Raw genomic sequence first — 21,658 nt, 5'->3', positions numbered from 1 at the left:
GAATCAACCATGAGCAATGTTTACTGGCCGTTATACGAAGTTTTTGTCCGTTCGAAGCAGGGGCTGTCGCACCGGCATGTGGGCAGCCTTCACGCTGCCGACGACCGCATGGCGCTGGAAAACGCGCGCGATGCCTATACCCGCCGCAGCGAAGGCTGTTCCATCTGGGTGGTGAAGGCGAGTGAAATCGTCGCTTCCCAGCCGGAAGAGAGCGGGGAGTTTTTCGATCCGGCGGAAAGCAAGGTCTACCGCCATCCGACGTTTTACACCATCCCTGATGGCATCGAGCATATGTGAGGTTGGGGATGAACAACGTATCTGCTTATGCCCTTCGTCTGGGCGACAACGGTCTGGTGCTCTCACAGCGTCTGGGCGCCTGGTGCGGCCACGCGCCGGAGCTGGAAATTGACCTGGCGCTCGCCAATATCGGCCTTGATCTGCTCGGGCAGGCGCGCAATTTCCTGACCTACGCCGCTGAACGGGAGGGTAAGGGCGATGAAGACACCCTGGCCTATGGCCGCGATGAGCGTCAGTTCCGCAATCTGCTGCTGGTGGAACAACCAAACGGCAGCTTCGCTGACACCATTGCCCGTCAGTATCTGATGGATGCGTGGAACGTGGCGCTCTACGAGCGGCTGATCCATAGCAGCGACAGTCAGCTTGCCGCCATCGCGGCAAAAGCCATTAAGGAGGCACGCTATCACCTGCGCTTTAGCCGCGGCTGGCTGGTGCGGCTGGGGGACGGAACAGAGACCTCCGCACAAAAAATGCAGCAGGCGGTGGATAGCCTGTGGCGCTTTACGGCTGAACTGTTCGACGCCGACGACCTCGAGCTGGCGCTAATTGATGACGGCGTGGCGGTTGATCCGCGCGACCTGCGGGACCCGTGGGAGCGCGAAGTGTTTGCTGGCCTGGCGGAAGCCACCCTCCGCGTGCCCGAAGAGGTGGCGTATCGCACGGGCGGCAAGAAGGGGCTACATACTGAACACCTCGGGCCGATGCTGGCAGAGATGCAGTATCTCCAGCGCGTTTACCCCGGCCAGCAGTGGTAAAGGAGGACGCCATGCAACGCCTCGTCGACATCGCGCCTGCACAAATCCCGCAGATTTGGGCGCTGTTAAGCCAGATCCCCGACCCGGAAGTGCCGGTGCTGACCATCACCGACTTAGGCATGGTGCGCAGCGTGAAGGCGCAGGGGGAAGGCTGGGTCATCGGCTTCACGCCAACCTATTCGGGCTGTCCGGCAACGGAGCATCTGCTGGGGGCGATCCGCGAAACCCTGACCGGAAACGGCTTTAGCCCGGTACATATTGTGCTGCAACTGGAGCCCGCCTGGACCACCGACTGGATGACCGACGATGCCCGCAGGCGCCTGCGTGAATATGGCATCAGCCCGCCTGTCGGCCATAGCTGCCATGCCCACCTTCCCGCTGAGGTGAGCTGCCCGCGCTGTGCGAGCACCGATACCTCGCTTATCAGTGAATTTGGTTCTACGGCCTGCAAAGCGCTCTATCGCTGCAATACCTGCCGTGAGCCCTTCGACTATTTCAAATGTATTTGAGGCTGCCATGACAACGTTTCATTCATTAACAGTGGCAAAAGTAGAACCCGAAACCCGCGACGCGGTGACCATTACCTTCGCGGTGCCGCAGGCGTTACAGGAGGCGTACCGCTTCCGTCCCGGTCAGCATCTGACCCTGAAAGCCAGTCCTGGCGGGGATGAACTGCGCCGCTGCTACTCCATCTGCCGGAGCACCGCGTGCGGTGAGATCAGCGTGGCGGTCAAAGCCATCGAGGGCGGACGTTTTTCCCGCTATGCCCGGGACGAGATCAAACCGGGCATGGCGCTGGAGGTGATGGTGCCCCAGGGGCAGTTTGGCTATCAGCCGCAGGCCGAACGCGAAGGCCACTATCTGGCGATTGCCGCCGGGTCCGGGATCACCCCGATGCTGGCGATTATGTCCGCTACGCTGGCCACTGAAGCCCACAGCCACTTCACCCTGATTTACGGCAACCGCAGCAGCCAGAGCATGATGTTCCGCCGGGCGCTGGCGGACCTGAAAGATAAATACCCGCAGCGTTTGCAGCTGATCGCCATCTTCAGCCAGGAGACGCTCGACAGCGATCTGCTCCATGGCCGCATTGACGGGGAAAAGCTCCAGGCGCTGGCAAAAACGCTGGTGAATTTCCGTCAGTACGATGAAGCCTTCATTTGCGGCCCGTCGGCGATGATGGATGAGGCCGAAGCGGCGCTGCAAGCGCTGGGTATGCCGGAAAAAGCGATCCATCTTGAGCGCTTTAACACGCCGGGTACCGCCGTTAAACGGACAGCCAGCGTGCAGGCCGACGGGCAGAAGGTCACCGTCCGTCAGGACGGGCGCGACAGGGAGATCACCCTGACGGCGGACGACGAGAGCATTCTTGACGCGGCCCTCCGTCAGGGGGCGGATCTGCCTTACGCCTGCAAGGGCGGCGTATGCGCCACCTGCAAATGCAAAGTGCTGCGCGGAAAAGTCGATATGGCGACCAACTACAGCCTGGAGCCGGACGAGCTGGCCGCAGGCTATGTGCTGAGCTGTCAGGCGCTGCCGTTAACCGCCGATGTTATCGTCGATTTTGATGCGAAGGGGATGGCATGAGTGAACTGATTGTCACCCGTCATGGCCGCGTGTTGCAGCTGACGCTAAACCGTCCGGCGGCGCGCAACGCGCTCAACAATGCGCTGCTCCTGCAAATCGCGGAGCAGCTTGAGGCCGCCGCCGCGGATGCTGAGATCGCCGTCTGCGTGATTTCCGGCAACGAACGCTGCTTTGCCGCCGGGGCCGATCTCAACGAAATGGCGGAGAAAGACCTGCCCGCCACCCTGAACGATATCCGCCCGCAGCTGTGGGCGCGGATCAACGCCTTCACCAAACCGCTGATTGCCGCCGTGAACGGCTTCGCGCTGGGGGCAGGCTGTGAGCTGGCGCTGCTCTGCGATGTCGTGATTGCCGGCGATAACGCCCGTTTTGGCCTGCCGGAAATCACCCTCGGGATCATGCCGGGCGCAGGGGGCACCCAGCGGCTGATCCGCAGCGTGGGCAAATCGTTGGCCAGCAAAATGGTGCTGACGGGCGAAAGCATCACGGCGGTTCAGGCGCACAGCGCCGGGCTGGCCAGCGACGTCTACCCGGCCTCGCTGACGCTGGAGTACGCCCTGAAGCAGGCGGCGCTGATGGCGCGCCACTCGCCGCTGGCGCTACAGGCGGCGAAGCAGGCGCTTCGCCAGTCGCAGGAAGTCCCGCTTCAGGCCGGGCTGGCGCAGGAGCGTCAGCTGTTTGCGCTGCTCGCAGCCACCGACGATCGCCGGGAAGGTATCAACGCCTTTTTACAAAAACGCACCCCAGACTTTAAAGGACGCTAATTGTGGAATCTATTCTGAGCCATGTTGAGCAGGGCGTAATGACCATTACGCTGAACCGCCCGGAGCGCCTGAACAGCTTTAACGACTTCATGCACCAGCAGCTTTCCGAATGCCTGAAGCAGGCCGAGCGCGATGACGCCATCCGCTGCCTGCTGATCACCGGGGCAGGACGCGGTTTCTGCGCCGGGCAGGATCTTAACGACCGTAACGTCGACCCGAACGGCCCCGCGCCCGATCTGGGCATGTCCGTTGAGACTTTTTACAACCCGCTGGTGCGCCGCCTGGCAAAACTGCCGAAGCCGGTGATTTGCGCGGTTAACGGCGTGGCGGCGGGCGCGGGGGCCACGCTGGCCCTCGGCTGCGACATGGTGATTGCGGCCCGTTCAGCCAGCTTTGTGATGGCCTTCAGCAAGCTCGGGCTGGTACCGGACTGCGGCGGAACCTGGCTGCTGCCGCGCGTGACCGGACGCGCCCGCGCCATGGGGCTGGCATTGCTGGGCGATAAGCTCAGCGCCGAGCAGGCACAGGCCTGGGGAATGATCTGGCAGGTGGTGGACGACGACCAGCTCTCCGCCACCGCACAGCAGATGGCGCTGCATTTTGCCTCGCAGCCGACCTTTGGCCTGGGCTTGATCAAGCAGGCGATCAACGCCGCCGAAACCAATACCCTCGACGCCCAGCTTGATCTGGAGCGCGACTATCAACGTCTGGCCGGACGCAGCGACGACTACCGGGAAGGCGTCAGCGCGTTCCTGGCAAAACGCGCGCCGAACTTTATGGGGAAATAAGATGGTGAATATCCATACGGTCGCCGTCATTGGCAGCGGCACCATGGGCGCCGGTATTGCCGAAGTGGCAGCCAGCCACGGTCATCCGGTTCTGGTGTACGACATTGATGCAGCGGCGATTTCCCGCGCCATCGACGGCATTCGTCAGCGGCTCTCCTCTCGCGTTGCGCGCGGAAAACTCTCTGCCGACGCCGGGGAACAGATCCTCGCCCGCCTGACGCCGGTGACGACTATCAGTGCTCTGGCGAAAGCCGATCTGGTGATCGAGGCGGCCTCTGAGCGGCTTGAGGTAAAAAAAGCGCTGTTTACCCAGCTGGCAGAGATCTGCCCGCCGCAGACGCTGCTTGCCAGCAATACCTCGTCCATTTCCGTTACCGCGATTGCAGCGGAGATAAACCACCCTGAACGCGTCGCCGGGCTGCACTTCTTCAATCCTGCCCCGGTGATGAAGCTGGTGGAAGTGGTCAGCGGGCTGGCGACCTCTCCCGAAGTGGCCGATGCACTGTGCGAGCTGGCGTTGAGCTGGGGAAAGCAGCCGGTACGCTGCCAGTCCACGCCGGGGTTTATCGTCAACCGCGTGGCGCGCCCGTTCTACTCGGAAGCCTGGCGTGCGCTGGAAGAGCAGGTGGCAACGCCCGAGGTGATCGACGCTGCCCTGCGAGACGGCGGAGGCTTCCCGATGGGGCCGCTTGAGCTGACGGACATGATTGGTCAGGACGTCAACTTTGCCGTGACCTGCTCCGTGTTTAACGCCTTCTGGCAGGAGCGTCGTTTTCTGCCGTCGCTGGTGCAGCAGGAGCTAGTGCTGGCGGGGCGTCTGGGTAAGAAAAGCGGGCAGGGCGTTTACCGCTGGCTGGAGGAGAAACCCGCCGTCAGCTGGCTCGCCCCGGTCAGCGACAGCTTCAGCCCGATGCGCGCACAGCGAAGAAGTGACGGTGTCACGGAAATTGACGATCTGTTGCTAATCGAAACGCAGGGTGAAACCGCGCAGTCGCTGGCGCTGCGCCACGGCTGCCCGGTGGTGGTGGTCGACCGCATCGAGCGGGATGTGGCCGTGATAGCCGCCGCACCGGGCAACCCGCACGCCGCCACGCAGAAAGCCATTTACTGGTTGCAGCATCAGGAGAAACGGGTGGTACAGATTGCCGATTACCCCGGCCTGCTGGTCTGGCGCACGGTAGCGATGATTGCCAACGAAGCGCTGGACGCTTTGCAAAAAGGGGTCGCCAGCGAGCAAGACATTGATACCGCCATGCGCTTAGGGGTCAACTATCCCTGCGGGCCCATCGCCTGGGGCGAGCGCCTTGGCTGGCAGCGTCTGTTAACGCTGCTGGAGAATCTGCAACGTCACTACGGCGAGGAACGCTATCGCCCCTGTTCACTGCTGCGCCAGCGTGCGCTTCTGGAGAGTAGCTATGAGTCATAACGCCTGGCATAACGCCCGCGCGATGTACGAACGGGACGCCTGCGCGCAGGCGATGGGGATGGACATTATCGACATGGGCGAGGGCTACGCGGTGGTGACCATGACCATCACCCCGCAGATGCTCAACGGGCATAAAACCTGTCACGGCGGACAGCTGTTCTCGCTGGCCGATACGGCCTTTGCCTACGCCTGCAACAGTCAGGGGCTGGCGGCGGTGGCCTCAGGCTGCGCCATCGATTTTCTGCGTCCAGGCTTTGCCGGAGATAAGCTCACCGCCACCGCGCGGGTGAAGCATCAGGGCAAACTGACCGGCGTCTACGACATTGAAATTCAGAACCAACAACACAAAACCGTCGCTCTTTTTCGCGGGAAATCGCACCGCACTGGCGGCAGTGTGACAGGAGAAGCCTGATGTGTGACGCATTTATTTGTGAGGGTGTGCGTACCCCGGTTGGTCGCTACGGCGGAGGATTATCCAGCGTGCGCGCCGATGACTTAGGTGCCGTGCCGCTGCGTGCGCTGCTGTCGCGTTACCCGCAGCTCGATCTGGAGCGCATAGATGACGTGATCTTCGGCTGCGCGAATCAGGCCGGAGAGGATAACCGCAACGTGGCGCGCATGTCGGCGCTGCTGGCCGGGCTGCCGCAGACGGTATCCGGCACCACCATTAACCGCCTGTGCGGCTCCGGTCTGGATGCCATTGGCTTTGCGGCGCGCGCCATCAGGGCCGGGGATGGCGATCTGCTGATCGCCGGTGGCGTCGAATCCATGTCCCGTGCGCCGTTCGTGATGGGCAAAGCCACGGCGGCGTTTCAGCGTCAGGCGGAGATCTTCGACACCACCATCGGCTGGCGATTTGTGAATCCGCTCATGCATCAGCAATACGGAACTGACAGCATGCCGGAAACGGCAGAGAATGTAGCGGAATTGTTAAATATAAGCCGTGCCGATCAGGACGCATTTGCCCTGCGCAGCCAGCAGCGCACCGCGCGGGCGCAGCAGAATGGCGTTCTGGCGCAGGAGATTATCCCGGTACAGGTGGCGGGCAAAAAAGGTGCGGTAACGGAAGTGAGCGTGGACGAGCATCCGCGCGCCGAAACCACCCTGGAACAGCTTGCCGCGCTGAAAGCCCCGTTCCGTAAGAACGGTGTGGTGACGGCGGGGAACGCCTCTGGCGTCAACGACGGGGCGGCGGCGCTGATTATCGCCAGCGAGCCGATGGCGCTTGCCCAGGGGTTAACCCCGCGCACCCGCATTGTGGCCATGGCGACAGCGGGCGTCGAGCCGCGCCTGATGGGATTAGGCCCGGTGCCCGCCACCCGCAAGGTGCTGGAGCGTGCCGGACTCAGTATCACCGATATGGACGTCATTGAGCTTAATGAAGCCTTCGCCGCACAGGCGCTGGGAGTGCTGCGTCAGCTGGGCTTGCCGGATGACGCGGAGCATGTCAACCCGAACGGCGGGGCGATCGCGCTAGGTCATCCGCTGGGAATGAGCGGTGCCAGACTGGCGCTAGCCGCAAGCAATGAATTGCACCGACGCGGCGGGCGCTACGCGCTGTGTACGATGTGCATCGGTGTGGGTCAGGGCATTGCCATGATCCTTGAGCGTGTTTGAGCGAACAATAATGTGAGTACCCTGCGATGATAAATACAACAAAGCTTGATCCGATCGAAACCGCGTCCATTGATGAATTGCAGGCGTTGCAGACCGCGCGCCTGAAGTGGACGCTGCACCACGCCTACAACAATGTTCCGATGTACAAACGCAAGTTTGATGCCGCGGGCGTTCACCCTGACGATTTCACCGAGCTGGCGGACCTGCAAAAATTCCCGTGCACCACCAAGCAGGATCTGCGCGACAACTACCCGTTTGATACCTTTGCGGTGCCAATGGAACAGGTGGTACGCATCCATGCCTCGTCGGGCACCACCGGAAAGCCGACCGTGGTGGGGTATACCCAGAATGATATCGACAACTGGGCCAATATCGTCGCCCGTTCCCTGCGCGCCGCCGGGGGCAGCGCGAAGGATAAAATTCACGTCGCTTACGGTTACGGGCTCTTCACCGGCGGGCTGGGGGCGCACTACGGTGCCGAGCGTCTGGGAGCGACGGTGATCCCGATGTCCGGCGGCCAGACGGAGAAGCAGGCGCAGCTGATCCGCGATTTCCAGCCGGATATGATCATGGTGACGCCGTCGTACTGCCTGAACCTGATTGAAGAGCTGGAGCGTCAGATGGGCGGCGATGCCAGTGCCTGTTCCCTGCGCGTCGGCGTGTTTGGCGCCGAGCCGTGGACGCAGGCGATGCGCCGCGAAATTGAAAAACGGCTGGGCATTACCGCGCTGGATATCTATGGTCTCTCCGAAGTGATGGGGCCGGGCGTGGCGATGGAGTGTCTTGAAACCGCCGACGGCCCGACCATCTGGGAAGATCACTTCTACCCGGAGATCGTCAACCCGAATGACGGCACGCCGCTGGCCGACGGCGAGCAGGGTGAGCTGCTGTTCACCACGCTGACCAAAGAGGCGCTGCCGGTGATCCGCTACCGCACCCGCGACCTGACGCGCCTGCTGCCGGGCACCGCACGCACCATGCGCCGGATGGATCGCATCAGCGGGCGCAGCGACGACATGCTCATCATTCGCGGGGTTAACGTCTTCCCGTCACAGCTGGAAGAGGAGATCGTTAAGTTCGAACACCTTTCGCCGCACTATCAGCTGGAGGTGAACCGCCGCGGGCATCTTGATTCACTTTCGGTGAAGGTCGAGCTGAAACAGAGCAGCTTAACGCTGACCCATGAACAGCGCTGTCAGGTCTGCCATCAGCTGCGTCATCGGATTAAATCGATGGTGGGGATCTCGACCGACGTGATGATCGTGAACTGCGGCAGTATACCGCGCTCCGAGGGTAAAGCCTGCCGGGTATTTGATTTGCGTAAAGTGGCAGCCAACGGTTGAATTTCCCTCACCCCAGCCCTCTCCCAAAGGGAGAGGGTGTATTAAGTACCCTCTCCCTTTGGGAGAGGATACACCCCAGATTCGTATGCTATGATTCATCCAGGAAAAAAATAACAACAGAATGAATCACATGAATAAACTTGATGCCTTTATCCAGCACGCAGTCAGCTCTGTTCCCGTCAGCGGAACGTCGCTTATCTCCTCGCTGTATGGCGATGCGCTTTCCCATCGCGGCGGAGAGATCTGGCTCGGCAGCCTGGCGGCCCTGCTGGAAGGGATGGGTTTCGGGGAGCGCTTTGTGCGCACCGCGCTGTTTCGCCTCAACAAAGAGGGCTGGCTGGACGTTTCCCGCATTGGCCGTCGCAGCTTTTACCGTCTCAGCGACAAGGGTCTGCGTTTGACCCGCCGCGCGGAAAATAAAATCTACCGTGCGGAACTGCCGGCGTGGGATGGTAAATGGCTGCTGCTGCTTTCCGAGGGGCTGGATAAAACCACGCTCGCGGACGTGAAAAAACAGCTCATCTGGCAAGGGTTCGGCACGCTGGCGCCGAGCCTGATGGCCTCGCCGTCGCAGAACCTGGCGGACGTGCAGTCTCTGCTGCATGACGCGGGCGTGGCGGAAAACGTCATTTTCTTTGAAGCCCATTCGCCGCTGGCCTTGTCACGCGCGGCGTTACGATCCCGCGTGGAAGAGTGCTGGCAGCTGACCGAACAAAACGCGATGTACGAAACGTTTATCAACTCGTTCCGTCCGCTGCTGCCGCTGCTGAAAGAGGCGCCGCCTGAGGATTTGACTCCGGAACGCTGCTTCCAGATCCAGCTGTTACTCATTCATTTTTATCGTCGCGTGGTGCTGAAAGATCCGCTGTTGCCGGAGGAGTTACTTCCTGCGCACTGGGCGGGACAGAGCGCGCGACAGCTGTGTATTAACATCTACCAGCGCGTGGCGGCGGGAGCCCTGGCGTTTGTCAGTGAGAAGGGGGAAACCTCCGTGGGCGAGCTGCCCGCTCCCGGCACGCTTTATCACCAGCGTTTTGGTGGTCTGAATATCACATAAGGAGAGGGTATGCCTGTTTATCAAATTGATGGTTTGACGCCGGTCGTGCCTGAAGAGAGCTATGTTCACCCGACCGCGGTGCTGATTGGCGACGTGATCCTCGGAAAAGGTGTTTACGTGGGCCCTAACGCCAGCCTGCGCGGTGATTTTGGCCGGATCGTGGTGAAAGACGGCGCGAACATCCAGGATAACTGCGTGATGCACGGTTTTCCGGAGCAGGACACGGTGGTGGAAGAGGACGGGCATATCGGCCACAGCGCGATCCTGCACGGCTGCATTATCCGCCGTAATGCGCTGGTGGGGATGAATGCGGTCGTGATGGACGGGGCGACGATCGGCGAAAACAGCATCGTCGGGGCGGCGGCGTTTGTGAAGGCCAAAGCGGAGATGCCTGCGAATCACTTAATTCTTGGCAGTCCGGCGAAAGCGATTCGTGAGTTAAGCGCGCAGGAAATAGAGTGGAAAAAGCAGGGCACGCGGGAGTATCAGGTACTGGTGGATCGCTGTAAGCAGACGCTGCATCAGGTGGAGCCGCTGCGGGAAGAAGAGCCCGGACGCAAACGGCTGGTCTTCGATGAGAATTTACGGCCCAAGTCGGCTGGCCGGGATAAATAAGGCCGTTCGTTCCCGCACGTTGCTCAAGGCGTGAAGATGAGCTCAATACGCTTCCGGCAGGGGGCGGTCAATCGACACCAGCTTTCCGCGCTTCATGGTGATATAGCCCCCGGCTTTAAGATCTGCCAGCACGCGAAAGACATGCGTGCGTGACAGGTTAGTGCGCTTGATGATAAAAAGCGCCAGGCCCTCATTCTCTCCCGTGTGGGTCTCCTGCCGATAGAGATAGCGATAGAGCATCGGTTTGATGGTCTGGTAGCTGGTGACCTGCCTGCGTTCATTGTGCAGATCGATGGTGAAAATGGACATGTAGGTCAGTATGGTGGCCAGCGCCTGCATGCGCTCAGACCCGCCCTCGAAAAATAGCTGGTCGAAGTCGGCCCAGGCTATTCTCACCAGCTTCACCTTCGCACTGCTGCGATATTCATACTTCGCCAGTGGACAATACCTTTCCATTAACCCTATCGGCATATACTCGATAGTATTGCCAATATTTAGGCCATCATCAGGCATTAATATTGTCAGCGACCCTTCAGTGCAAAAATAAATATAGCCAGGCTCGACGGTGAATTTTTTATTTTCGGCAACGGTTAAGGCCTCGCCTTTACAAAGCATGTGCGGAAAGAATTGCCCAATATTGAGTTGCTGATAATAGGTATGGATATCCTGAAAATTCACGCTAAGCCTCTCCCCGCAACGTCTGCCGTGGTGGCGAGTATAGCAGCAATAGCCCCCGGATTACGAACCGATAAATAACCAGTCCCATATGGGACTATGATGAGAAAGTATTCTGATTAGAATGGTCGTCAATGAGTTCGCATTAAAATTATCCGCCAACAGTAAATATCCAGGCGGCGCAATTAATCTATGAGGCCATTCAATGAAATTAACCCTAATTGCTAAACATCTGGCGCTTGCCGGTGTGTTGACGTCGCTGTCGCTTTCCGCGTTTGCGGAAGTGCAGCCGCAGGATGCCACTGCCACAACCCGGCAGGCAAATAACGCCCTGTATAACAAATTACCGTTTGCCGATAAAACCGACTTTGAGAACGCCCATAAAGGTTTTATCGCCCCGCTGCCACAAAACATGATTAAAGGCGAGCAGGGGAACGTTATCTGGAACCCGGCGAAATATGATTTCGTGAAAGAGGGTGAAAAAGCCCCGGATACGGTAAACCCGAGCCTGTGGCGTCAGTCACAGCTGATCAACATTGGCGGGCTGTTTAAGGTCACCGACGGCGTGTATCAGATCCGCAATCTCGATCTCTCCAACATGACCATCATTGAAGGCGAGAAGGGCATCACCGTTATCGACCCGCTGTTAAGCGCTGAACCGGCGAAAGAAGCGCTGGATCTCTACTATGCAAACCGCGGCAAGAAACCGGTCGTCGCTGTGGTGATCACCCACAGTCACGTCGACCACTACGGCGGCCTGCGCGGTGTGGTTGACGAAGCCGACGTGAAGTCCGGCAAAGTGAAGATCTACGCCCCGGAAGGCTTTATGAAAGAAGCGGTTTCCGAAAACATTATGGCCGGGAATGCGATGAGCCGCCGTGCGAGCTATATGTACGGCAACCTGCTGAAGCCGGATGCAAAAGGCCAGGTGGGGGCGGGTCTTGGCACCACCACCTCTGCGGGTACGGTGACCCTGATCCCGCCGACCAACTACATTACCCATACCGGCCAGCAGGAGGTGATTGACGGGCTGACCTACGACTTTATGATGGCGCCGGGCTCAGAAGCCCCGTCTGAAATGCTGTGGTATGTCAAAGAGAAGAAAATGATCGAAGCCGCAGAGGACGTGACTCATACCCTGCACAACACCTACTCCCTGCGCGGCGCGAAAATCCGCGATCCGCTGGCCTGGTCTAAGTACATCAACGCCGCCATTGAGCGCTGGGGCGCGGACGCGGAAGTGATTATTGCGCAGCACCACTGGCCGACCTGGGGCAACGAGAATATCGTCAAGCTGATGAAAGGCCAGCGCGATATGTATCGCTACATCAACGACCAGACCCTGCGTATGGCAAACAAGGGGCTGACCCGCGACGAGATCGCCGCTGAATTTACACTGCCGGAATCGCTGGAAAAACAGTGGGCGAGCCGCGGCTATTACGGTTCCGTCAGCCACGACGTCAAAGCCACCTACGTGTTTTATCTCGGCTGGTTCGACGGCAACCCGGCTACCCTCGACGAACTGCCGCCTGAACAGGCTGCGAAGAAGTTTGTGGAATACATGGGAGGGGCCGATGCCATCATGCAGAAAGCCAAAGCTGACTATCAGCAGGGCAACTACCGCTGGGTGGCGCAGGTGACCAGCAAAATCGTCTTCGCCGATCCGCAGAACGCTGCGGCACGTAATCTGGAAGCCGACGCGCTGGAGCAGTTAGGTTACCAGGCGGAAGCGGGCACCTGGCGTAACTTTTACCTGACCGGCGCGCAGGAACTGCGTAATGGCGTGAAGAAGCTGCCGACGCCGAACACCGCCAGCCCGGATACCGTGCGGGCGATGACCCCGGAAATGTTCTTCGACTACCTGGGCGTGCACATCAACGGGGTGCGGGCCGGTAACGCGAAAGCGGTCTTTAACATCGATCTCGGTAAGGATGGCGGCAAATACAAGCTGGAGCTGGAAAACGGCGTGCTGAACCATACCGCCAACGCGCAGGCGAAGGATGCCGACGCAACCATCACCCTGGACCGCACCACGCTGAATGACATCATCCTTAAGAAAGAGACGCTCAAGCAGGCGATGGACAAGGGTGACGTCAAGGTGAGCGGAGACGGAGCGAAGCTGGAAGAGATGCTGAGCTACATGGACACATTTGACTTCTGGTTCAATATTGTCACGCCATAAGTTTAGCGTTCATCCTGGTTAATCCTGGCGCCTTATTACGATAAGGCGCCATTTTTTTTATTCACGCATCGCCAGCGCGCTGGCGCTTGCCGGATCGAACAGCGAAATACTCTCGATCTGATCCAGCATGATCACTTTGCGAAAATCCATGGCGCTTTTGGGCTCCGAATCGAGCGTAATGTCATGCTCGGCATACCATTTGCTGTAGTTATGTTCGATACAGAGCTGCATGTTCTTCCCGTCACGGTAGCCGCTCAGCATCGGAATAAGCACGATATTGGCCGTTTTTTCATACTCCAGCGTGGCGGTATGGATCATGCCGATATAGATCCGCCGCGATTTCAGCGTGACGTGCGCCAGTTCACCTTCCTCCATGCACTGATAGAGCAGCTGTTCAATCCCGCTCGACTGCGCCAGCCGCTTGTACAATTTTTTCCGGCCATCGCCGTCCAGCCGCGCGCTTCCGGCCCAGTTCGAGCGATAGAGACAAAACAGGATCGCGAAGGTCAGCATCACCACCACCGGGGCCTGAATCCCCAGGAAGCTCCAGTTCATAAAATCAATTTGCCAGTCGGCATATTTTGCTGACGTGAAATGGAACGTGTTATCGGCGGCGGAGAGGGCGAACAACAGCAGCCACAGCAGGCCGGTGGCGATCACCCCCTGAAGAACAAAAATACAGCCATACAGTGCAACAAGAAAATAGACGTCCCAGCCAAAGGATCGCTTGATTTTAAACCGTGTTGAGAGGTCGCGGCTGGTGTACCAGTACCCGCATACCATCAATACCATGAATATTGCCGTTCCCATTTCAGGCCCTCTTCAGCGCGTTGACATGGCGCAGAAAGTCCTGCCGTACTTCGTGGCTTTTGTAGTTAACCGAGGCGTTTCCATCCTGATCGATGATGATGCGGTCGCCATCCTCTACGGCTTCGATAATTTCCTGGTGACTCATGACCTGCAACAAGGATTCCGGGCTGGAAAAGAGCGTCATCAGTAAATGTTTCATCGCGTGACATCCTTATGAATTAAAAGGATAAGTCTGGAAGATAAATGGCACCTTTGCCTTAAGGTTATCCCTAAAAAAACGGCAGCCTGGCGGCGAAATTCATATTTTTCACAAAATGGTTGTGCGTGGTGATACCCCATGTAACTGAAAAATAATAAGAATAAAAAATATATCTGCGCAAACTTGGACAAATAAAGTTAATTGTGTAAGTTTAAATTATGCGATTCCGCTACGTTGTTTACACCCAGGATGTGACCCATGAGCACGTTGCCGTCCGTCATCAGTCGGTTCGTTGATTACTACGCCACGCTGGATACCCAGCCACCTTCGGCGCTGGCGGGGATTTATCGCGCCGATGCCACGCTTATCGATCCCTTTGGCGAACACAGCGGGGTGTTCGCGATTCAGCGCTATTTCACCCATCTGCTGGCTAACGTCCAGCACTGTCGCTTTACCGTCGATGCACCGTTGCAGCAGGGCGATCGCTTTGTTGTCACCTGGATGATGCACTGGTCGCACCCACGTATCGCCGGGGGGGCAATGCGCCAGCTGCCGGGCTGCTCCGTGGTAGACATGCGCGACGATCGCATTGTTCGCCAGCGGGATTACTACGATGCCGGAGAGATGATTTACGAACATCTTCCGATACTCGGCTGGGCCGTGCGCGGCGTGAAGCGAAGAGTGAAATCATGAAAACGGTTCTGATCACCGGCGCAAGCTCGGGCATCGGGGCGGGGCTGGCGAAATCTTTTGCCGACGATGGTTACCGGGTGATTGCCTGCGGGCGCGATGCGCAACGTCTGGCAGCCGTCCATCAGTACAGCCCCAACATTACGGTGCGCCTGTTCGATATGACAGACAGGGACGCCTGTCGCCAGGCGCTGGAGGACTGTACTGCCGACACGGTGATTCTCTGCGCCGGAACCTGCGAGTATCTCGACCGCGGCGAGGTGGATGCCGAGCTGGTGGCGCGGGTCATGACCACCAATTTCATCGGGCCGGTAAACTGCCTTGCGGCGTTGCAGCCGCAGCTGGTATCCGGCAACCGCGTGGTGCTGGTCAGTTCGATGGCGCACTGGCTTCACTTCCCGCGAGCCGAAGCGTATGGCGCCTCCAAGGCGGCGTTAACCTGGTTCGCCGATACGCTGCGCCTCGACTGGGAACCGAAAGGGATTGCCGTCACGGTCGTTTCACCCGGTTTTGTCGACACGCCGCTGACCCGCAAAAACGATTTCCCGATGCCGGGCCGGGTCAGCGTGGGGGACGCCGTCCACGCCATTCGTCGCGGTCTGGCAAAAGGGAAGGATCACATCGCGTTTCCCGCCGGGTTCAGCCTGGCGCTGCGCCTGCTTTCCTGCCTGCCCGATGTACTTCAGCGCGCACTGCTGCGCAGGATGGTGCGACCATGAAAATCGCAATTATCGGCAGCGGTATCGCCGGGTTAACCTGTGCCTGGCGGCTCGCCGGACATCACCAGGTCACGCTGTTTGAGGCGCAGGCCACGCCGGGCGGCCATACCGCAACGGTGGATGTCGACACGCCGCAGGGCAGCTTTGCCATCGATACCGGTTTTATCGTCTACAACGACCGCACCTATCCACGCTTCATGGGGCTGCTCAGCGAACTGGGCATCTGCGGGCAAAAAACGCAGATGAGCTTTTCGGTGCACAACCCGCAGAGCGGGCTGGAGTACAACGGGCACACGCTGACGTCGCTGTTCGCCCAGCGACGTAATCTGCTCAACCCGGCTTTCTGGACGCTGCTGAAGGAGATCGTGCGCTTTAACCGGCTGGCGAAACAGACGCTCCGGGGCGAAGTCGATGGTTCCGCCACGCTGGAAACGTTCCTGCGCCAGCACCGTTTTACGCCCTTTTTTGCGCGCCACTACATCCTGCCCATGGGGGCGGCTATCTGGTCGTCGTCGCTACAGGAGATGAAACGCTTTCCGCTGCCGCTCTTTTTACGCTTTTTTGAAAACCACGGTCTGCTGGACATTACCCATCGTCCGCAGTGGTACGTGGTGCCAGGCGGCTCCAGGGAGTATATCCGCGCGATGCTGGATACGCTCGGCGATCGCCTGACGCTGCACCTTAACGCGCCGGTGCAGCAGGTTATTCGCCACGATCGTGGGGTTGATATTGCGCGTGAGGGCGTAACAGACACTTTTGATCAGGTGATCTTCGCCTGCCACTCCGCTCAGGCGCTGGCGATGCTCGCCAGCCCAACGCAGGCTGAACGCGAGGTGCTGGGGGATATCGGCTGGCAGCGTAACGAGGTGGTGCTTCACCGCGATCCGCGCTGGCTGCCGGTGCGCGAACGCGCGTGGGCGAGCTGGAACTACCGCCTCAGCGAGCAGGATCAGGCCAGCGCCTGCGTCACCTACAACATGAATATCTTGCAGGGACTGCCGCCGGGTAGCCCGCTGTTATGCGTCACCCTCAACCCGGAAACGCCGGTGGAGGAACGGTTTGTGCTGCGCCGCTTTGTCTATGAGCATCCGCTTTTTAACCCGCAAAGCTGGCAAGCTCAGGCCCGGCGCGGCGAAATAAACGGTCGCCAGCGGAGCTGGTTCTGCGGCGCGTACTGGTACAACGGCTTCCACGAAGATGGCGTGCGCAGTGCGCTGGACGTGGTCAACGCTATCGCGACCGGGGAGGGCAACTAAGATGAACAGCTGCCTTTACCACGGCACATTGCGCCATCGTCGGCTTGCGCCGAAAGCGCACCACTTTACCTACAGCGTGTTTATGGCCTGGCTCGATCTGGATGAGCTGGACGCGCTGCCCTCTGTCGGCGTGCGTCGTAACCGCGTTGCGCCCGCGGCATTTTATGATGCGGATTACCCGCTGGGCACGCCGCTCAAAGCGCGTGTCCTTGAGCGTCTGGAAAATCTGACCGGCGAACGTCCGGCGGGGCGGGTCATGCTTCTGACTCAGCTGCGCTATTTCGGTTTTCATTTCAACCCGGTCAATTTCTACTACTGCTATGACGGGGAAGACACCCTGCGCTGGGTTCTCGCCGAAGTCCGTAACACGCCGTGGAATGAACGACATTACTACGCGGTAGCGGGGCGGGACGCCCCGCCGACGGAGAAAGCGTTTCACGTCTCGCCCTTTAATCCGATGGATATGATCTACCACTGGCGCTTCAACAGCCCGGACAGCACGCTGCGCATGCATATCGAAAACCATCAGGAGACGAAGGTGTTTGATGCCACCCTGACGCTGCGCCGGGTCCCGCTGACGCGCACGGCGCTGCGTTCGCTGCTGGCGCGGATCCCGTTGATGACCCTCAAAACCGTTTTCGCCATTTACTGGCAGGCGCTCAGGCTATGGCTGAAGCGCGTACCGCTGCATAACCATCCCCTCAGCAGGAGTGAACGCTCATGACCAATCCCGTCTTTGCGCTTGAACCCGATATCCCGCGCAACGTCCGCGTCGCGCGATGGTTGCTCTTCCGCCTGCTGAATGGCCTGCACGGTGGCTCGCTGACGCTGCTTGAAGGCGCGCAGACGTTCCAGTTCGGCGACGCTTCCGCCGCGCTTCACGCTGAGGTGCAAGTACTTGCTCCGGGCGTCTACTGGCGCATTTTAACCGGGGGCAGCCTCGCCGCGGCACAAGCGTGGATGGATGGCGACTGGGAGACGCCCCACCTGACGCCGCTGCTGGAGCTGATTGCGCGCAATAGCCAAATCCTCGGAAAGCTGGAAAAAGGGTTTCGCCTGCTCGGGAAACCGGTGGAGCGGCTGCGGCACTGGATGCGGCGCAACTCCCGCGCGCAGGCGCGGGAAAATATTGCCGCCCATTACGATCTGGGCAACGCCTTTTACGCCCATTTCCTTGATGAACATCTCCTGTACTCCAGCGCGCTGTTTAGCGGGGACGAGCAGGATCTGACCGCGGCTCAGCAGGCGAAAATGGCGAGGCTGTGCGACCAGCTGGCGCTCACGGCAAACGATCATCTGCTGGAGATTGGCACCGGCTGGGGGGCGATGGCGGAATATGCCGCCCGTCATTACGGCTGCCGGGTGACCACCACCACGCTGTCGCAGGAGCAGTACCACTGGGCCACCGCGCGCATCGCCCGGGCAGGGTTGCAGGATCGCGTTGAGGTGCTGCTCTGCGACTACCGCGATCTGACCGGGGTCTACGACAAGCTGGTATCGGTTGAGATGATTGAGGCCGTCGGTCAACGCTACCTGCCAACATTTTTCCGCACCTGCCAGGCGCGTCTGCGTCCAGGCGGGCGGATGGCGATTCAAGCCATCACCATTCAGGATCAACGCTATCGCGACTACAGCAAAAGCGTCGATTTTATTCAGCGCTACATCTTCCCCGGCGGCTTTTTGCCCAGCATCACCGCCATGAATGAACTCATGACCCGCCATACCGATTTTGTGGTGCGTAACCTCTTCGATATGGGACCGGACTACGCCCGCACGCTGGCGCACTGGCGTCAGCGGTTCGTTCACGCCTGGCAGGAGATTGAAAAGCTCGGGTTTGATGACCGTTTCCGCCGGATGTGGCTGTACTACCTCGGCTACTGTGAAGCCGGGTTTAATGCCCGCACCATCAGCGTGGTGCAGCTGACTGCGGAACGCGTATGAAGCGCTACGGGCAGGTATTTCTGTTGGCCATCGGGTTTGATCTCTACTGGACGCGCTCTGGGCGCTGACGGGGCTGATTGCGTTCACGGGCGCGTCCCTGATGCCGCTATGGATGGTGGCGCTGTGGCTAATGTTTGCCACCGTCTGGACGCAACTGACCCGCACGACCACCTTGCCGGGCTGGTTGCTGACGGTACTGGCGACCCTGGGCGGGCCGGTGGCCTACCTGATCGGCGAGCGTCTGGGGGCCGTTTACCGTTTATACCTCTCAGCTTCTGACGCTCGACGGCAGCTATACAGGGTTAGACGGCGATAATGCGCTGATTATCACCTATGCCCGGGACATCGATGGTGACGACCTGGTTGAGGCGACCCGCGACCAGTGTCAGGCGCAGGGCATTTTGCAGCAGGAGCCGCAGAGTGAAGCCTGGCTGAGCGAGTATCCTGAACTGCGTCAGCAGTTAATCGGAGGACCACAATGAAACGTTTCCTGTTAATGGCGCTTGCCCTGACGATGCTGGTGGCCGGATGTAGCACCGAGGTGACAGAGTATCGTCAGCAGCAGCCACGGCTTGATATTTTTACTTACTTCCAGGGGAAAACCGAGGCGTGGGGGATGGTGCAGGATCGCAGCGGTAAGCAGATCCGTCGTTTTCACGTCGAGATCGCCGGGGATGTTATCGGCGATACGCTGACCCTGAATGAACATTTTGTCTACGATGACGGCGAGAAGCAGCAGCGCGTCTGGCATATCCGCCGCGTTGGGCAGAATCGCTATGAAGGCACGGCGGGTGACATAGAAGGTGTCGCGACAGGCCAGGCGGCGGGCAATGCCCTTAACTGGCGCTACAGCATGAACGTGAAGGCGGACGGTAAAACCTGGCTGCTGCACTTTGATGACTGGATGTATTTGCAGGACAGCACCCGTCTGTTTAATAAAACCGAGATGAAGAAATTTGGCGTCACCGTCGCCACGGTGACGCTGTTCTTTACCCGCAAAGAGGGCGGTCAATCCTCTTCGGGCTGAGGTTTACTGCTTGAGTAGATGAAGAAGAGCGCAATACTCAGGCAGACGACGGCCCCGAAACGGCTCACTGAAAACGGAATGGCTTCATTGTTCAGCCAGCCAAAGTTATCAATCAGCATGCTCATGGCCAGCTGGCCCAGGATAACCGCTACCGTGGCAACGGCGGTCCCGATGCGCTGCACTGCGAGCACCATAATCACGATATAGGGCACGCCGCAGAGGGCCCCCAGAAGCTGCCATTTGGGTACATCCATCAGGCTGACCGCCTGTTTCGGCTCAAAAAAGAAGATCAGCAGGGCGGTCACCAGCGCGCCGACGGAAAACGTCAGAAACGCGCTTTTAAATACCCCCACGCTGCTGCCTAATTGCCCGTTAATAGCAGCCTGAATGCTCAGCGTTGCGCCGCCAATCACCGCCAGAATAATCATAATTACTGTCATAACGTTACCCCTGCGCCACGAGAATGAGCGCGGCGATGATAAATCCCAGCGCAATAATGCGTTTTGTATCGATCCTGCGGTGCGGCGTACCCAGCAGGCCATAGTGGTCAATAATCAGGCTTTTAAAAACCTGGCCTGCCAGAATGCCGATCATCGTCATGGCAATGCCGATCGCAGGCGTGGCAATGGTGAGAATGATGACGTAAACCGGGCCGAGCACGCCGCCCAACAGGTGCCATGAAGGCTGCGCAAAAAATGAGGGACTGTTGCGCGGGCTGAAAAACAGCATCAGCAGAAACGTCAGCCCCGTTCCCACGCTGAATATGCTGAACGCCGCCCACAGGTCGCCCACCTCTGCGCCCAGCGGCCCCAGCAGCCCGGCTTCCACGGACAGCCCCATGCCGCCGGCAATCACCAGTAAAATTAAAATAATGTGCATAACGCTTTTTCTCCTTTTTCCAGGCGGAGAAGATTACGTCTGAACATCATTGAGAAAAATGCCATAATGCAGGAAACACCTTTGCAGGAAATGCATTAATGATGGGTGCCGGACATATCAGCATTCGCGCGCTGCTGATCTTCATCGACGTTTATGAAACGCAGAATTTTTCCGTGGTGGCGAGGCGGGAAGGGATTTCTGCGTCGCAGGTCTCACGCGTGATCCACCAGCTTGAGGACGCCCTCGGGCAACAGCTTTTCTACCGCAACACGCGGGCGATTATGCCCACAGAGAGCGGGCATCTTTTTGTGCGCTATGCCCGTGCGATGGCCGGGAATATGGAGGACGCGCGACGCGAGCTGGATGAACGCGCCCGCGAGCCGTCGGGCACGCTGCGTATCAATGGCCCGGTCTTTTTCGGACAAAGGCACATCGCGCCGGGCCTGCCGGGGCTTCTGGCGCGTTACCCTCGTCTCTCCATTGAACTGACCCTCACCGACGATTTTATCGATCCGCACCGTGATGCCGCGGACGTTATCTTCCGCATCGGCGCGCTGACGGACTCCTCGTTTCACGCCCGGGTGTTCGGGCAGCAGTTCTATCATCTGGCGGCCTCGCCGGACTATCTGCAAAAACATGGCGCGCCCGAGGGGCCGGACGATCTCAGCCGTCACCACTGTCTGGTTTACCGCGGCTCGTCCGGGCCTAACCGCTGGCTGATCCGGCGGCCGGGCGAGGCGTGGGTTCACTATCCCATTGTACCGCTGATGACTTCCAATAACGCGGAAACGCTCCTGATTGCGGCGCTGGGCGGCATGGGCGTTGTGCTTTTCCCGGACTGGATGGTGAGCGAACGGCTCAAAAGCGGTGAGCTGGTGGCGCTGCTGCCGGAAATGGAGTGTTCAATTAATACGGAGCCACTGACGATTGCGGCGATTTACCCGAACGCGCGTCATCCGCCCCTGAACGTCAGGGCGGTGATTGATTACTATATTGAGCGATTCGGTACGCCACTGTACTGGCAAACCTGA

The 21,658-nt window shown here is 59.3% G+C and carries 25 protein-coding genes and 2 pseudogenes; 22 read left to right on the top strand and 5 right to left on the bottom strand.

The features are described from left to right. The first annotated feature begins 9 nt into the window (after positions 1–9). The 12 genes from paaB (at position 10) to paaY (ending at position 10,249) form a co-directional block, all read left to right on the top strand. Positions 10–297 carry a 1,2-phenylacetyl-CoA epoxidase subunit PaaB gene (paaB, locus tag O1722_RS12630; protein WP_003857353.1) on the top strand — a complete coding sequence of 96 codons (288 nt, stop codon included), beginning with the start codon at positions 10–12 and terminating at the stop codon, positions 295–297. 8 nt (positions 298–305) lie between these two features. Beyond that, complete coding sequence (gene paaC / locus O1722_RS12625; protein WP_033486767.1) at positions 306–1,052, top strand: 1,2-phenylacetyl-CoA epoxidase subunit PaaC; 747 nt, start codon at positions 306–308, stop codon at positions 1,050–1,052. Between the two features lie 11 nt (positions 1,053–1,063). Next, the gene (paaD, locus tag O1722_RS12620) at positions 1,064–1,561 is read left to right on the top strand and encodes a 1,2-phenylacetyl-CoA epoxidase subunit PaaD (RefSeq protein ID WP_033486768.1); all 498 of its coding nucleotides are present in this window, start codon (positions 1,064–1,066) and stop codon (positions 1,559–1,561) included. Between the two features lie 7 nt (positions 1,562–1,568). Next, positions 1,569–2,639 (top strand): 1,2-phenylacetyl-CoA epoxidase subunit PaaE, encoded by a 1,071-nt coding sequence (paaE, locus tag O1722_RS12615; RefSeq protein WP_033486769.1) that lies wholly within the window; start codon positions 1,569–1,571, stop codon positions 2,637–2,639. Continuing rightward, the gene (gene paaF, locus O1722_RS12610) at positions 2,636–3,403 is read left to right on the top strand and encodes a 2,3-dehydroadipyl-CoA hydratase PaaF (protein ID WP_033486770.1); all 768 of its coding nucleotides are present in this window, start codon (positions 2,636–2,638) and stop codon (positions 3,401–3,403) included. Before paaE ends, paaF begins: the two co-directional genes overlap by 4 nt. Beyond that, complete coding sequence (gene paaG, locus O1722_RS12605) at positions 3,403–4,191, top strand: 2-(1,2-epoxy-1,2-dihydrophenyl)acetyl-CoA isomerase PaaG (protein WP_094058368.1); 789 nt, start codon at positions 3,403–3,405, stop codon at positions 4,189–4,191. The genes paaF and paaG overlap by 1 nt, the downstream gene beginning before the upstream one ends. Position 4,192: 1 nt before the next feature. After that, entirely contained in the window at positions 4,193–5,617 is a 1,425-nt protein-coding gene (gene paaH, locus O1722_RS12600) for a 3-hydroxyacyl-CoA dehydrogenase PaaH (RefSeq protein ID WP_033486772.1), read from the top strand. Beyond that, positions 5,607–6,029 (top strand): hydroxyphenylacetyl-CoA thioesterase PaaI, encoded by a 423-nt coding sequence (gene paaI / locus O1722_RS12595; protein WP_033486773.1) that lies wholly within the window; start codon positions 5,607–5,609, stop codon positions 6,027–6,029. Before paaH ends, paaI begins: the two co-directional genes overlap by 11 nt. Continuing rightward, positions 6,029–7,234, top strand: coding sequence for a 3-oxoadipyl-CoA thiolase (gene pcaF / locus O1722_RS12590; protein ID WP_033486775.1), 1,206 nt, complete (start codon positions 6,029–6,031; stop codon positions 7,232–7,234). The genes paaI and pcaF overlap by 1 nt, the downstream gene beginning before the upstream one ends. Positions 7,235–7,260: 26 nt before the next feature. Further along, positions 7,261–8,577: a phenylacetate--CoA ligase PaaK gene (gene paaK / locus O1722_RS12585; RefSeq protein WP_017384511.1), complete on the top strand. Its 1,317-nt coding sequence runs from the start codon at positions 7,261–7,263 to the stop codon at positions 8,575–8,577. A gap of 121 nt (positions 8,578–8,698) precedes the next feature. Continuing rightward, positions 8,699–9,634, top strand: coding sequence for a phenylacetic acid degradation operon negative regulatory protein PaaX (paaX, locus tag O1722_RS12580; protein WP_032103751.1), 936 nt, complete (start codon positions 8,699–8,701; stop codon positions 9,632–9,634). A gap of 9 nt (positions 9,635–9,643) precedes the next feature. Further along, positions 9,644–10,249, top strand: coding sequence for a phenylacetic acid degradation protein PaaY (gene paaY, locus O1722_RS12575; RefSeq protein ID WP_006810541.1), 606 nt, complete (start codon positions 9,644–9,646; stop codon positions 10,247–10,249). Positions 10,250–10,291: 42 nt separating this feature from the next. Here the strand turns inward: paaY and O1722_RS12570 are convergent, their stop codons facing one another. After that, positions 10,292–10,927 carry a helix-turn-helix domain-containing protein gene (locus tag O1722_RS12570; protein WP_100151278.1) on the bottom strand — a complete coding sequence of 212 codons (636 nt, stop codon included), beginning with the start codon at positions 10,925–10,927 and terminating at the stop codon, positions 10,292–10,294. A 202-nt stretch (positions 10,928–11,129) separates the two neighbouring features. Here O1722_RS12570 and O1722_RS12565 point away from each other — a divergent pair, with 202 nt between their 5' ends. After that, on the top strand, positions 11,130–13,106 hold the full coding sequence (locus O1722_RS12565; protein ID WP_017693471.1) for an alkyl/aryl-sulfatase: 1,977 nt from the start codon (positions 11,130–11,132) through the stop codon (positions 13,104–13,106). A 57-nt stretch (positions 13,107–13,163) separates the two neighbouring features. Here O1722_RS12565 and O1722_RS12560 read toward each other — a convergent pair whose 3' ends face one another. Next, positions 13,164–13,916 (bottom strand): hypothetical protein, encoded by a 753-nt coding sequence (locus O1722_RS12560; protein WP_017384508.1) that lies wholly within the window; start codon positions 13,914–13,916, stop codon positions 13,164–13,166. Position 13,917: 1 nt separating this feature from the next. Further along, on the bottom strand, positions 13,918–14,115 hold the full coding sequence (locus tag O1722_RS12555; protein ID WP_003857318.1) for a hypothetical protein: 198 nt from the start codon (positions 14,113–14,115) through the stop codon (positions 13,918–13,920). 258 nt (positions 14,116–14,373) lie between these two features. Between O1722_RS12555 and O1722_RS12550 the strand changes: the two genes are divergently transcribed. From O1722_RS12550 to O1722_RS12515, 8 genes and pseudogenes are all read left to right on the top strand, one after another. Further along, entirely contained in the window at positions 14,374–14,808 is a 435-nt protein-coding gene (locus O1722_RS12550; RefSeq protein WP_017384507.1) for a nuclear transport factor 2 family protein, read from the top strand. After that, on the top strand, positions 14,805–15,524 hold the full coding sequence (locus O1722_RS12545; RefSeq protein ID WP_033486776.1) for an SDR family NAD(P)-dependent oxidoreductase: 720 nt from the start codon (positions 14,805–14,807) through the stop codon (positions 15,522–15,524). Before O1722_RS12550 ends, O1722_RS12545 begins: the two co-directional genes overlap by 4 nt. Next, positions 15,521–16,780, top strand: a complete 1,260-nt coding sequence (locus O1722_RS12540; protein ID WP_033486778.1) for an NAD(P)/FAD-dependent oxidoreductase — start codon at positions 15,521–15,523, stop codon at positions 16,778–16,780. Before O1722_RS12545 ends, O1722_RS12540 begins: the two co-directional genes overlap by 4 nt. A 1-nt stretch (position 16,781) precedes the next feature. Beyond that, positions 16,782–17,504 (top strand): DUF1365 domain-containing protein, encoded by a 723-nt coding sequence (locus tag O1722_RS12535; protein WP_023296566.1) that lies wholly within the window; start codon positions 16,782–16,784, stop codon positions 17,502–17,504. Beyond that, positions 17,501–18,721 carry an SAM-dependent methyltransferase gene (locus O1722_RS12530; protein WP_033486779.1) on the top strand — a complete coding sequence of 407 codons (1,221 nt, stop codon included), beginning with the start codon at positions 17,501–17,503 and terminating at the stop codon, positions 18,719–18,721. Before O1722_RS12535 ends, O1722_RS12530 begins: the two co-directional genes overlap by 4 nt. Positions 18,722–18,761: 40 nt before the next feature. Further along, positions 18,762–18,974 (top strand): annotated as a pseudogene (locus tag O1722_RS12525) (DUF2878 family protein); the annotation flags it as partial. Continuing rightward, positions 18,964–19,176 (top strand): annotated as a pseudogene (locus tag O1722_RS12520) (hypothetical protein); the annotation flags it as partial. The pseudogenes O1722_RS12525 and O1722_RS12520, both read left to right, overlap by 11 nt. 23 nt (positions 19,177–19,199) lie before the next feature. Then, the gene (locus O1722_RS12515; protein WP_033486780.1) at positions 19,200–19,748 is read left to right on the top strand and encodes a DUF3833 domain-containing protein; all 549 of its coding nucleotides are present in this window, start codon (positions 19,200–19,202) and stop codon (positions 19,746–19,748) included. On the opposite strand, the gene O1722_RS12510 is transcribed toward O1722_RS12515, so the two are convergent. Further along, positions 19,730–20,188: a DMT family transporter gene (locus O1722_RS12510; protein WP_003857305.1), complete on the bottom strand. Its 459-nt coding sequence runs from the start codon at positions 20,186–20,188 to the stop codon at positions 19,730–19,732. The genes O1722_RS12515 and O1722_RS12510 overlap by 19 nt on opposite strands. Before the next feature lie 4 nt (positions 20,189–20,192). After that, positions 20,193–20,627 carry a DMT family transporter gene (locus O1722_RS12505; protein ID WP_003857304.1) on the bottom strand — a complete coding sequence of 145 codons (435 nt, stop codon included), beginning with the start codon at positions 20,625–20,627 and terminating at the stop codon, positions 20,193–20,195. Positions 20,628–20,725: 98 nt separating this feature from the next. On the opposite strand from O1722_RS12505, the gene O1722_RS12500 reads away from it, so the two are divergent. Then, complete coding sequence (locus O1722_RS12500; protein ID WP_033486781.1) at positions 20,726–21,658, top strand: LysR family transcriptional regulator; 933 nt, start codon at positions 20,726–20,728, stop codon at positions 21,656–21,658.

Source organism: Enterobacter cloacae complex sp. HYC003_NIDB (assembly GCF_056673375.1).
The sequence above is the reverse complement of the archived record's forward strand: the minus strand, read 5'-3'. Positions and strand labels throughout refer to the sequence as shown.